We start from the raw sequence: 11,241 nt of genomic DNA, 5'->3' as shown, positions 1-11,241 counted from the left end.
ACCATCGTCCGCGCCACCGAGCGCCGGGCCGCCCGCACGATGGTCGGACGGGAGGCACGACTGATCGACGCGCTCGTGCGGCTCGCCCCGACCGCCTACTGGCGGGCCCTGCGCCGGCCGCTGCGTGCCGCGATCGACACCAGGACCCCGGTCGACTGAGCGGAGCCTCAGCGCACCGCGCCCACCCAGATGCCCGACGCCCAGGCCTGCTGCTCGCCGTTGCAGCCCACCGATCCGGGGAAGCCGCGCACCACGGCCATGCAGTTGGCGAGGAACTCCGGGTCGTTGCCGAACAGCGCCCCGTAGGAGCCCGACGAGGTGAGGGCGCCCCACACGCGGAACTGGTAGATGTGCGCCAGCTCGTGCGCCATCGCCCAGTTCAGGCGGCCGGTGCTCCAGCCCGCGATGTCGGCGCGGTACTTGATGTACCCGTTGCTGTTCGCGCACGCGGGGGCGTTGCCGCCGGCGCACGACGACGACTCGTACAGCCCCACGCCGCCACCGCCCACGCGGTCGAGGGCGGCGCGCACGCGCGCGTAGCCGTCCGGCCCGCTCGTGCTCCAGGCGGGGCCGCCCGGGCCCGGGTTCTGCGACGCCTGCCACGACGCGACCTCGGTGCCGATCTTGGCCGTGATCGCATGGATCGTGGCCGTGGCCGCGACCACCGTGGCGGGGTCGTCGTCTTCGGCGAGCACGGTCTGCTGCACCGACAGCGCCGAAGCGCGATGCGTGGCCGTGTCGACCTTGCCGTCGGCGCCCTGCAGGGCGGTGTTCAGCGCCGCGAGCTCGGTGAGGAACGCCGGGCGCACCTCCAGCACCGCTGCCCGATCGGACGTCGTCTGCTCGGCGCCTTCGATCGAGGCGGCCAGATAGTCGGTGCGCTGGGTGGCATCGCGGTACTGCCCGGTGAGGGCGCGCAGTTCGGCGATCGCGTCGAGCCGCTCGTGCTCCAGTGCGTCGGCGCGGGCGAGCACGCCGACGGCGAGCAGCACGGCGGCAGACAGGGTGACCGCGAGCACGCGCCGGATCACTTCAGGAACCCCGTGGTGTCGGCGATCTTCGCATCCTGCTCCGCGATCTGGTCGCGCAGGGCCGTGAGCTGCGCGGCCAGCTCCAGGTTGTCTCCGCGCGACGCCTCCAGCGCATCCTCCACGCGCGCGATCTCCGCCTTCACCGCGGCGACGGAGGCGGCGCGCTCCTGATCGGCGACGACCACGAGCGCGGCACCGCCCAGCAGCAGCAGGCCCCCGATGACGACAGCAAGACGGCGCATCCCGCTCCCCAGACAGCGACAGTGACCGGACCGGTTCCGACCGCACCAATATACAGCCGCGGTCCCGCGCTTCGTGGGCCGGTCGCGCGACGGATCAGAGTGCGACGTCGGCGCGGAACAGCCGCCGCTCGGCGGCCGCCTGCCCGCTGGCCAGGTGCGCGGGCAGAAGCGTGCGCAGCCGTTCGACGTCGCGCGCGGCGACGGCTTCCAGGATCACCCGGTGCTCCTCGGCCATCGCGACCAGGTCGTCGTGCTGCCCGAACAGCCAGCGCAGCCGGGTGAGGAACACCGCGATGAGCTCGCCGAGCATCTCGTTCCCGGCCAGGTCCACCGCGACCTCGTGGAACTCGGCAGCCGTGCGGCGCGCGGTCTCCGCGTCACCGTCTCGGGCCGCCGCCGCCTCCCGCTCATACGTGTGACGCAGCCGGGCGAGGCCGACCTCGTCGTGACGCTCCGCCGCGAACACGAAGATGAGGGTCTCGATGGCCTCTCGCACCTCGGCGAACGCGCGGATGTCGTCGTGCGTGAACTCCCGCACCACCGCCCACGAACGCGGTCGAGCGGTCACGACGCCCTCCGCGACCAGGGTACGGATGGCCTCGCGGACGGGAAGCCGCGAGACGTGCAGCTCGGCCGCGATGTCGCGTTCCACGAGCCGGGCGCCGGGGGGTCGCCGGCCCAGCACGATGTCGTCGCGCAGGATCCTCGTGACCCTGACCGACTCGAGCTCGCCGCCCGCCCCCATAGCCCCCGCCATCCGGGCATTGTCCCACCCCGGCCGGGGTTCCTCAACTTTTGGTATCCCAGCCGGGGTGGACGGGCTCGCCCGCGGCGACTCAGGGCAGGCGGTTCGCCTTCGCCAGGTTCGCCGTCAGCTCCTCGGCGTTCTGGCGCGTGACGTACGCGGGACGGTCGCGCTCGACCCGCCACGACTCGCTCAGCGGGCCGATGTTCACGGTGTCGAAGCCCGCCTGGTCGTAGAACCGGGTGACGAACGCCACCGCCTCGGCGTCGTCACCCGCGGTCGCCAGCGCGCGACGGTCCGGGGTGCCGGCCGGGGTGCCGCCGGTCGTGATGTCGCTCGCGTAGATGTGGTTGAACGCCTTGGCGATCTTCGAGGTCGGCAGCTGCTGCTGCAGCAGCTCGGACGTGGTCGTCTCGCCCCGGTCGAGAGCCTCGATGTGACCGTCACGCTCGAAGTAGTAGTTGTTGGTGTCGAGCACGATCTTGCCCGCCAGCTGCTCGGTCGGCAGCTGGTCGATCGCGTGCAGCGGCACGGTCACCACCGCCACGTCGGCGGCCGCCGCCGCCTCCTCCGCGGTCGCCGCCCGCGCCTTCGGCCCCAGCTCCGCGACGAGGTCGGCCAGCGTCTCCGGGCCGCGCGAGTTCGCGATCACCACGTCGTAGCCGTTCGCCACCGCGACGCGCGCGACCTGGCTGCCGATGTTGCCTGCACCGATGATTCCGAGAGTAGTCATGTTCGGCCCAACGCCGAGCGGGCGACTCTATTCCCGTGAATCGGTCATCGGGGACGGCTCACAGGCGCGTCAGTGCGTCCTCGGTCGCCACCCACGCGAGCATCGCGCACTTCACGCGCGCGACGTACTTCGAGACCCCGCCGAGCGCGGCCGCGTCGCCGAGCAGCTCCTCATCGGGTGCGATCGTGCCGCGCGAGCGCATGGCGTCGCGGAACGCCGCGATGCGCACCTCGAGCTCCGGCACGCTGAGCCCCTCGGCGAGCTCGGCCAGCAGCGACGCGGACGCCTGCGAGATCGCGCAGCCGTGCCCCTCCCACGCGATGGCATCGATCGTCCCGTCGTCGCCCCGGTGCACCTGCAGGGTGATCTCGTCACCGCACGTCGGGTTGAGCTGGTGCGACTGCGCCGGGATCTCGTCGCGCAGCCCGTAGCCGTGCGGCGTGCGCGAGTGGTCGAGGATCAGTTCCTGGTACAGGCTCTGCAGGTCGCTCATGCGCCCCTCCGGAAGAAGTCGATCGCCCCGGCGACACCCGCGATCACGGCGTCGACCTCGGCCTCGGTCGTGTACAGGTACGTGCTGGCCCTGGTCGACGACGTGACCCCGAGCCGCCGGTGCAGCGGCTGCGCGCAGTGGTGCCCGACACGCACCGCGATGCCCAGGTCGTCGAGGAACTGTCCGACGTCGTGCGCGTGGATGCCCGCCACGTCGAAGCTCGCGAGTCCCACGCGCGGCAGATCGATGCCGGCTCCGAGCACGCGCACGCCGTCGATCGCGCGGAGCCCGTCCACCAGGCGCCGGCCGAAGGCGGCCTCGTGCGCGGCGATGCGCGACATGCCCACCTCGTCCAGGTAGCCGACCGCCGCGGCGAGCGCGATCGCCTGCGACACCCGCTGCGTGCCCGCCTCGAAGCGCTGCGGCGGCGGCAGGTACTCGGCCTCGGTCGTGGTGACGGTCGTGATCATCGAGCCGCCCGTGAGGAACGGGGGCATCGCGGCCAGCACCTCGCGCCGGCCGTACAGCGCACCGATGCCCGTCGGCCCCAGCATCTTGTGGCCGGAGAGCACCGCGAAGTCCACGCCCAGCGCCCGCACGTCGAGCGGCAGGTGCGGGGCGGACTGGCACGCGTCGAGCAGCGTCAGGGCACCGACCCCGCGGGCGAGCGCGACCAGCTCGTCGACCGGGTTGATCACGCCGAGCACGTTGGACACGTGCGTGAAGGCGATCAGTTTCGTGCGCTCGGTGACGAGCTCGGCGGCCACGTCGAGCCGGAGGGCGCCGTCGTCGTCGAGCGGGATCACCCGCAGCGTGGCGCCCGTGCGCGCCGCGAGCTCCTGCCACGGGATGAGGTTGGCGTGGTGCTCCATCTCGGTGGTGACGATCTCGTCTCCCTCGCGGAGGCGCAGGCGCTCCGCGGCCGTGCCGCCGCGTCCGAGCGAGGCATTCGAGAGGGAGTAGGCGACGAGGTTGATCGCCTCGGTCGCGTTCGAGGTCCATACGATCTCGTCGTCGTCGGCACCGACGAAGCGGGCGACGGCGGCCCGCGCATCCTCGAACAGCTCGGTCGCCTCGGCCGCCAGCGTGTGCGCACCCCGGTGCACCGCGGCGTTCATCGTGGTCGCGTAGTCGCGCTCGGCGTCGAGCACGGCGTCCGGTCGCTGCGACGTCGCGCCGGAGTCGAGGTACACCAGCGGATGGCCGTTCACCTGCGCGCGCAGGATCGGGAAGTCCCCGCGGATCCGCTGCACCTCGGTCTCGGTCAGCGGTGCGATCACGTCGACTCCGGGAGAAGCGCTCATCGTTCCAGTCTCCCATCTCCCCGACGCGGCCGGCGCGGGGGTCTGGGGCTACGACATGCGCGCGAGCCGGGCCCTGGCCATGCAGAACACGCCGTACAGGGCGAACCCCACCCCCACCGCGCCGAGCACCAGCCCGCCCAGCGGCAGCGCGAGCAGGCTGTGCAGCGCCGCATCCAGTCCCGCCGCCTTCTCCGGGTCCTGGGTGACCGCGGCGACCACGAAAAGCACCCCCGTCACGGCGACCGCGACGCCCTTGCCGAGGTAGCCCGCCACCCCGAGCACCACGATGCCCGCGCGCCCCGCGCCGGTCGGCAGCTCGATCAGCTTCTCGAACGACCGCGTGATGCCGCTGCCGATGAAGCCGAGGCCCACGCCGACCACCGACAAGCCGAGGATCACCAGCAGCGCCACGCCACCGGGCGCCGACAGCACGATCTCGCTGAGCGTGCGCGACGCGTCCTCCGACTCAGCACGACCGCCCACCGCGTAGATGGTCGCGAGGACCGCGACCACGAGATAGGAGCCCGAGATCCCGGCGAGCTTGATACGGCGGCCCCACTTCTTCGTCTCCGCGGGGTCGGCGGCGAGGAAGGCGCTGGCGATCTGCCAGGCGGCGAGCGCGATGAGGCCCACCGCGATCGACAGCAGCAGCAACCCGCCGATGGGGTTGTCGCGGATGCGCTCCATCGCCCCGTCCTGGTCGGCGTCGCCCGAACCGCCCACCGCGATGCTGAGGGCGATCGCGCCGATCACGACGTGGATGAGCCCCAGCACGACGAAGCCGACACGGGCGGTCCTCCGGAACGCGGTCGAGTCCTTCGCCGCGCGCGCCGCATGCTTCACGCTGCTCATGGGGGAAGCGTATCGCTCGGCATCCGAGCCGAAGAGGGGGTTGCTTTCGTCCGCGCCCGCGGTGAACTCACTCGACCCGCGCGACCGGCTGCCGCAGGATCGTACGGAGTTTCGCGGGGTCCGTGCGGCGGATGTCGCTCAGGTACACCTCGTGGTGCCGACCGGTCATGCGCAGTCCGTGCTCCGGGATGAAGCGGTGGTGCAGCTCATCGAGCACCGGGGCCTCGTCGTCGAAGGGGCCGACGTGGAGCGTCTGCACGCACAGCCCCTCGTGCAGGGTCTCCAGCCGCACGGAGCGCAGGGCCGGCAGGGGCTCGCGCTTCTTCGCGCTCTTCGCCTCGACCGTGTCGACCGCCCGCGCGAAGAGGTCGGGGGTCACGTGGTCGCCCACCAGGAGAAGCAGCGTCCACTCCCACTGCGACTTGTCCCGGCGCGACGTGAACGACTCCATGTCGGCGGCGTGCCACAGCCCCTCGAGCGGCATCACGACGGTGTCGATGCCGAGCTCTTCGCGGCTCGCGAACTTGAGCGTGTACGCCAGGGGGAACAGCGCCGCCACCGCCTGCCCATACACGGGCGACGTGTTGGGGTCTCCCGCGCCGTCGATCATGAGGTACTGCAGCGGCGGCACCTCCAGCACGCGGAACTCTCCGCGCCGTGCGCGGTAGGAGTCGAGGGTCTTCTTGGGGTCGATGGCCGCCATCGTCTGCCTCTCCGGGTGGGACTGCTGGGTGCGGCACAGTGTGCCAGGGGCCTCCGACACCGGGGCGGGACGACTCGGCCGCCCCGCCCCGGTGACTCACTCCGCTTCCACGGGCAGCCACAGCTCGCACGAGGCCGTGTCCCCACGGAACTCGCGGTACCGCACCATCGACGGACCGGGGCGCAGTCGCCACGGGTTCGACGGGAACCACTCGGTCGCGGTGGCCGCCCACAGGTCCTGCAGGGTCTGCGGGAACGGGCCGTCGGCGGCGAACACGGCCCAGGTGCCCGCGTCGAGCCGCAGCACATCGAGATCTTCCGGCACCGGGGTCGTCTCCTCCAGTGCGACGCCGTGGAGGTAGGTGAGCGGCGTGCCCTCTGGCGCGTCCGGCTCCACGTCGGCGGACACGGCGAGGATGCCCGACGGCTCCGCGTCGTTCAGACGCTTGAGCCGCGCGTGCTCCTCGGACGGGATGGCCGCGATGTGCTGCTGGATGTGCGGATTCTCGCCGCGGTGGATCAGCGGGACCTGCGTGGCATGACCGACCAGCTGGAGGGCGGGTCGGGGGGTGATGGTGACGTCCATCGGGGTGCTCCCTTCGACGCTCAGGCGGAACCGGAGCGTGGGTTGTGTACGGAGAGGACCCCCGTCACGGCGCGCCTCGGCCGGACCGATGCCGTGCACGGCGCGGAACGCCCTGCCGAACGCCTCGACCGAGCCGTAGCCGTGCCGCACGGCCACGTCGAGCAGGCTCGGCGCACCGCCGACCAGTTCCGCGGCGGCGATCGTCATCCGACGACGGCGCACGTACTCCGACACGGGCATGCCCGCGAGGGCGGAGAACATCCGCCGCAGGTGGTACTCGGTCGTGCCGTGTGCACGCGCGACGGCCGCGACGTCGAGCTCCTCGTCCGGCGCGGCTTCGACGCGGCCGATCAGGGCGTTGAGGGTGCCGATCATGGGTTCCTCCTTTCCCCACCAGCGTGTCCGTCCGTCCGGGTGCGGCACCCGATCATTCTGGTCCGTTCCGGTCGTGTGCCGCCGCTCCCCCGCAGCGTTCACACCCCGTTTGACTGCACTGTGAACACGCATCCCGTATCGTCGGAGTTTCTGGGGGAGCACGGGGAGCGAGTCGGCATGCAGGTGAGAGACCTCCTTTTCGGCGTCCCCTCCGGCCTCCCGCCGCTCGCAGACACCGAGGATCCGTTCGCCGACGCCCTGGCTCTCGTGGGCGCTCAGGTCACGCGCGTGATCGTCGACATCCCGGCCGGTGTGGTCGGGGTGCTGCTGGAACTGCGCCAGTCGACCCGGCTCCGCGGCACGACGGCCCTGCTGCGGGTGACCGGGGCGGTGCGCCAGGAGTGGACGGGCTCCGCGTCGGCCAACCGCTTCACGGCGTGGTCGATCACGGACGCTGCGGTCGACCGCGACCTCACCGCGATCCGCATCGCCCTGCACTGCCTGCCGGCGGGGTCGCTGCACCTGACGGGAACCGCGGCGGACTTCGTGCTGCTCTCCGCGCGACCCGATCGCACGCCACCCTCCTCGACCGATCCCGCCGCCCTGCTCCGGTTCGGCGTGGTCGACGAGTCCACCGTGTGCGACCCGCTCGGCGCCGCGCACCTGCGCTCCTCGGCACCGTTCCCGCGCCACTGAGCGGCGACCGCACGGGCGGACCGCGGGCGACTCGCGCTGAGCGATCGCTCGAGATCGAGCGCCGTACCGTGATCGCGGTTCGAGGGGGAAGAACTGGCGGAGACGAGGGGATTTGAACCCCTGGTCCCCGTGAGGGGACTCCACCTTAGCAGGGTGGTGCACTAGGCCGGACTATGCGACGTCTCCAGGCATCCGGCCCGAGAGCGCGGATGCACTCGACCAGTGTAACGGGTTCGACGCGCCCTGACGAACCGCGGCCACGGCCGCGCCTCCCGACTCGCGCGCGACCGCCTGGGATACTGGCCGCGCGCGGGAGTCACACCACCGCGACGGAGAGGATCGCCATGAATCCGCACCCGCACGTCGGCGCTTCCCTGGGCACCGAGGACAGCGCCTGGAGCTACCGGGCGGTCGGCTACGCGATCGTGCTGCTGCTCTTGGGCGTCTCGTACGGCCTGTGCGCCGCGCAGCCGAGCGCCGACCCGAGCCCGTGGGCGTTCCTGGTCATGCTCGCGACGGTCGCGATCGTGTTCCGCGTGACGGGCGCCCGTGCGCTCGTGCAGCGGGTGACGTGGGTCGTGCTGTCCACCGCGGGCGCGGCGGCCCTGCTGGCGACCTTCTTCGGCACCGGCAGTCCCGCCCTGGCGGTCGGGCTGTCTGCGGCCTCGATGGTGGCACTGCTCGTCGCACCGTGGGCGATCATCGCGCATCAGGTCACGCGACGCGGGCTCGACATCGAGGCGCTGCTCGCCGCGGTGACGGCGTACATCCTGGTGGGGATGTTCTTCGCCTTCGCGTACAACCTCGCCTCGCAGTTCCTGTCGCAACCGCTCTTCATCGGAGCGGAGACCGACTCGCTCGGCGATCAGCTGTTCTTCTCCTTCACCGCCCTCACCACGACCGGCTACGGCAACCTCATCCCCCGGGGCGCCGGCATGCAGGCCGTCGCGGTGGCCGAGGGCATCACGGGGCAGCTGTTCCTGATCACGGCGGTCGCCCGCATCATGCGCGGCGCGAGCGCCCAGCACCGGTCGTCGGCCTCAGCCTGACGGCATCGCCGGCGGGGTCACGCGCCGGTCGTGGAGCGCCGCGCCACCAGCTCGGGGCGGAACAGCACGTGCTCGGGCTCCGGCGCCCGCTCCCCCTGACCCCGCAGCAGCAGATCGACCGCGGTGGAGCCGATCAGGGCGGCGGGCTGACGCACCGAGCTGAGCGGGATCACGGCGGCCGCGGCGAAGTCGATGTCGTCGTAGCCGATGATCGCGATGTCGTCGGGCACCCGGGCGTCTCCGGTCATCACGAGGCTCTGCAGCAGGCCGAGCGCGACGAGGTCGTTCGCCGCGAACACGGCATCCGGACGATCCGCCGGGGCGCGGCCGAGGATCCGCGACCCCGCCTGCCTCCCCTCCTCGACCGTGAGAGCGGCGGTCGCGAGGAACTCCAGGGCGACCCCGGCGTCGGCGGCCGCGGCCTGTGCCCCGCTGAGCCGGTCGGACACCTGCCGCAGCGACACGGGCCCCCCGACGAAGGCGATCCGCCGACGGCCGACTGCGAGCAGATGCTCCATGGCGATGCGGCCGCCCTCCACGTCGTCGACGGCGACCGAGGCGAAGCGCTCGTCCTGCGACTCCCGGTCGACGAGCACCGCGTGCGTGCCGCGCTCGTGCATGCGTGCCAGGCGCGGCAGCGACTCGGCCACGGGCGTCACCAGCACGCCCGTCACCCGCTGCTCCTCGAACAGGTCGAGGTGCATGGCCTCGCGCTCCTGCTTCTCGTCGCTGTTGGCCACCAGCACCGAGAGCCCGTGCTGATCGGCGCGCTCCTCGGCGCCGCGGATCACCTCAGCGAAGAAGGGGTTGCGGATGTCGAGCACGACCAGTCCGATGGTGCGGCTGCGTCCGGCACGGAGCTGCCTGGCCGCGTCGTTGCGCACGAAGCCGAGCCGATCGATCGACGCCTGGACCCTGGCCACCGTCTCGGCGGCCACCTTCTCCGGCCGGTTGAGGACGTTCGACACCGTGCCGACCGAGACACCCGCGTCCTCCGCGACCTCGCGCACGCTGACCGCCATCCGCGACCTCCCGTCCTCCGGCGTGTGAAACGACTCACATTCCGCTCGGGACTCACACTCTCATGCCGTCTTGACAGCAGTCAACACATCGCCTAATCTCATCTCCGACAGGGTTTGAAACGATTCATTCCCTCAATGGAGAGAGAAATGATGTCCTCACCCGCGACGGCGCCCGTGCTCGAGCTCGCCGGCGTCCAGAAGGCCTTCGGCTCGGTGATCGCCCTGCGCTCCGGCACGATCACGGTCGACCCCGGCTCCATCCACGCGCTCGTCGGCGAGAACGGTGCCGGGAAGTCCACGCTCGTGAAGATCGTCGCCGGCCTCTACCAGCGCGACGCCGGAACGTTCCGCCTGAACGGGGCCGACGTGGACTTCACCTCCACCGCCCAGTCCAAGGCAGCCGGTGTCGCCGTCATCTACCAGGAGCCGACGCTCTTCCCCGACCTGTCGGTGACCGAGAACATCTTCATGGGCCGCCAGCCCCTCGGACGCTTCGGCCGCATCGACCGGAAGGCCATGCGGCACGAGGTCGAGCGGCTCTTCACCCGCCTCGGCGTCACCATCGACCCCGACCGCCCCGCGGAGGGGCTCTCGATCGCCGACCAGCAGGTGATCGAGATCGCCAAGGCCGTCTCCCTCGACGCGGCACTGCTCATCATGGACGAGCCCACCGCCGCCCTGTCCGGCGTGGAGGTCGAGCGCCTGTTCGCGATCGCGCGCAGCCTGCGCGACGAGGGGCGCGGCCTCATCTTCATCTCGCACCGCTTCGACGAGGTGTTCGCCCTCTGCGACACCGTCACCGTGATGCGTGACGGCGCGTACATCGCCACCTCCGCCGTAGCCGACACCACGGTCGACGAGCTCGTGCGCCAGATGGTGGGCCGCGAGGTCGCCGAGCTGTTCCCCAAGCAGGAGGCCGCGATCGGCGAACCGCTGCTCGAGGTGGAGGGCCTCACCAGCCCAGGGCTCTTCCACGACATCTCCTTCACCGTGCGCGCGGGCGAGATCGTCGGACTCGCCGGGCTCGTCGGCGCGGGACGCAGCGAGGTCGCCCGGGCCGTGTTCGGCGTGGACGGCTACCGCGAGGGCACGGTCCGCATGACCGGCCGGCGCATCCCCCCGCGGCGCCCCGTCGACGCCATGCGGGCGGGACTCGCGCTCGTCCCCGAGGACCGTCGCAAGCAGGGCCTCGTGATCGAGTCCGGCGTGGGCGGCAACATCACCCTCGCGATCCGCCGGCGTCTGGCCCGGCTCGGCCTGCTGACGACCGCGATGGAGAACCGGGCCGCCCGTGAGTGGGCCTCGCGCCTCGAGGTGAAGACGCACGCGCTCGACACGGTCGCCGCCACCCTCTCCGGCGGCAACCAGCAGAAGGTCGTCCTGGCCAAGTGGCTCGCGACGCAGCCCCGGG

The 11,241-nt window shown here is 71.9% G+C and carries 13 protein-coding genes and 1 tRNA gene; 3 read left to right on the top strand and 11 right to left on the bottom strand.

Features of this window, described 5'->3' with window-relative positions:
• Positions 1-167: 167 nt before the first annotated feature.
• From DW299_RS03115 to DW299_RS03075, 9 genes are all read right to left on the bottom strand, one after another.
• A complete protein-coding gene (locus tag DW299_RS03115) occupies positions 168-1,019 on the bottom strand; it encodes a hypothetical protein (RefSeq protein WP_240745301.1) in 852 nt (283 codons plus the stop codon).
• Positions 1,020-1,027: 8 nt separating this feature from the next.
• Positions 1,028-1,273, bottom strand: coding sequence for a hypothetical protein (locus DW299_RS03110; RefSeq protein ID WP_136035605.1), 246 nt, complete (start codon positions 1,271-1,273; stop codon positions 1,028-1,030).
• Positions 1,274-1,367: 94 nt separating this feature from the next.
• Positions 1,368-2,030 carry a GntR family transcriptional regulator gene (locus tag DW299_RS03105; protein ID WP_136028970.1) on the bottom strand — a complete coding sequence of 221 codons (663 nt, stop codon included), beginning with the start codon at positions 2,028-2,030 and terminating at the stop codon, positions 1,368-1,370.
• 79 nt (positions 2,031-2,109) lie between these two features.
• Positions 2,110-2,751 (bottom strand): NADPH-dependent F420 reductase, encoded by a 642-nt coding sequence (locus tag DW299_RS03100; protein WP_136028968.1) that lies wholly within the window; start codon positions 2,749-2,751, stop codon positions 2,110-2,112.
• 58 nt (positions 2,752-2,809) lie between these two features.
• Positions 2,810-3,244, bottom strand: coding sequence for a Fe-S cluster assembly sulfur transfer protein SufU (gene sufU / locus DW299_RS03095; protein WP_136028966.1), 435 nt, complete (start codon positions 3,242-3,244; stop codon positions 2,810-2,812).
• Positions 3,241-4,548, bottom strand: a complete 1,308-nt coding sequence (locus tag DW299_RS03090; protein ID WP_136035604.1) for an aminotransferase class V-fold PLP-dependent enzyme — start codon at positions 4,546-4,548, stop codon at positions 3,241-3,243. Before DW299_RS03090 ends, sufU begins: the two co-directional genes overlap by 4 nt.
• Positions 4,549-4,596: 48 nt before the next feature.
• Positions 4,597-5,400: a DUF1206 domain-containing protein gene (locus DW299_RS03085; RefSeq protein WP_136035603.1), complete on the bottom strand. Its 804-nt coding sequence runs from the start codon at positions 5,398-5,400 to the stop codon at positions 4,597-4,599.
• A gap of 67 nt (positions 5,401-5,467) precedes the next feature.
• Positions 5,468-6,103: a GyrI-like domain-containing protein gene (locus DW299_RS03080; protein ID WP_136035602.1), complete on the bottom strand. Its 636-nt coding sequence runs from the start codon at positions 6,101-6,103 to the stop codon at positions 5,468-5,470.
• A gap of 96 nt (positions 6,104-6,199) precedes the next feature.
• Positions 6,200-7,063, bottom strand: coding sequence for an AraC family transcriptional regulator (locus tag DW299_RS03075; protein WP_136035601.1), 864 nt, complete (start codon positions 7,061-7,063; stop codon positions 6,200-6,202).
• A 183-nt stretch (positions 7,064-7,246) separates the two neighbouring features.
• On the opposite strand from DW299_RS03075, the gene DW299_RS03070 reads away from it, so the two are divergent.
• On the top strand, positions 7,247-7,759 hold the full coding sequence (locus DW299_RS03070) for a hypothetical protein (RefSeq protein WP_136035600.1): 513 nt from the start codon (positions 7,247-7,249) through the stop codon (positions 7,757-7,759).
• Between the two features lie 94 nt (positions 7,760-7,853).
• Here DW299_RS03070 and DW299_RS03065 read toward each other — a convergent pair.
• Positions 7,854-7,945, bottom strand: a tRNA-Ser gene (locus DW299_RS03065).
• 158 nt (positions 7,946-8,103) lie between these two features.
• Here DW299_RS03065 and DW299_RS03060 point away from each other — a divergent pair.
• Positions 8,104-8,808: a potassium channel family protein gene (locus DW299_RS03060; RefSeq protein ID WP_136028680.1), complete on the top strand. Its 705-nt coding sequence runs from the start codon at positions 8,104-8,106 to the stop codon at positions 8,806-8,808.
• A gap of 17 nt (positions 8,809-8,825) precedes the next feature.
• Here the strand turns inward: DW299_RS03060 and DW299_RS03055 are convergent, their stop codons facing one another.
• Positions 8,826-9,830 (bottom strand): LacI family DNA-binding transcriptional regulator, encoded by a 1,005-nt coding sequence (locus DW299_RS03055; RefSeq protein ID WP_136035599.1) that lies wholly within the window; start codon positions 9,828-9,830, stop codon positions 8,826-8,828.
• A gap of 147 nt (positions 9,831-9,977) precedes the next feature.
• On the opposite strand from DW299_RS03055, the gene DW299_RS03050 reads away from it, so the two are divergent.
• On the top strand, positions 9,978-11,241 hold a 1,264-nt coding region (locus tag DW299_RS03050; protein WP_240745300.1), incomplete at its 3' end, for a sugar ABC transporter ATP-binding protein.

This window comes from Microbacterium sp. K35 (assembly GCF_004794375.1).
In the GTDB taxonomy this organism is placed as follows: Bacteria; Actinomycetota; Actinomycetes; order Actinomycetales; family Microbacteriaceae; genus Microbacterium; species Microbacterium sufflavum.
Note: the sequence above shows the minus strand (reverse complement) of the source record. Positions and strands in the feature narration are given on the sequence as shown.

Coding starts and splice junctions, on each gene's coding strand:
- DW299_RS03110 (WP_136035605.1), bottom strand. CDS start 1,273: ATGCGCCGTCTTGCTGTCGTCATCGGGGGCCTGCTGCTGCTGGGCGGT.
- DW299_RS03055 (WP_136035599.1), bottom strand. CDS start 9,830: ATGGCGGTCAGCGTGCGCGAGGTCGCGGAGGACGCGGGTGTCTCGGTC.
- DW299_RS03080 (WP_136035602.1), bottom strand. CDS start 6,103: ATGGCGGCCATCGACCCCAAGAAGACCCTCGACTCCTACCGCGCACGG.
- sufU (WP_136028966.1), bottom strand. CDS start 3,244: ATGAGCGACCTGCAGAGCCTGTACCAGGAACTGATCCTCGACCACTCG.
- DW299_RS03100 (WP_136028968.1), bottom strand. CDS start 2,751: ATGACTACTCTCGGAATCATCGGTGCAGGCAACATCGGCAGCCAGGTC.
- DW299_RS03085 (WP_136035603.1), bottom strand. CDS start 5,400: ATGAGCAGCGTGAAGCATGCGGCGCGCGCGGCGAAGGACTCGACCGCG.
- DW299_RS03075 (WP_136035601.1), bottom strand. CDS start 7,063: ATGATCGGCACCCTCAACGCCCTGATCGGCCGCGTCGAAGCCGCGCCG.
- DW299_RS03090 (WP_136035604.1), bottom strand. CDS start 4,548: ATGAGCGCTTCTCCCGGAGTCGACGTGATCGCACCGCTGACCGAGACC.
- DW299_RS03105 (WP_136028970.1), bottom strand. CDS start 2,030: ATGGCGGGGGCTATGGGGGCGGGCGGCGAGCTCGAGTCGGTCAGGGTC.
- DW299_RS03060 (WP_136028680.1), top strand. CDS start 8,104: ATGAATCCGCACCCGCACGTCGGCGCTTCCCTGGGCACCGAGGACAGC.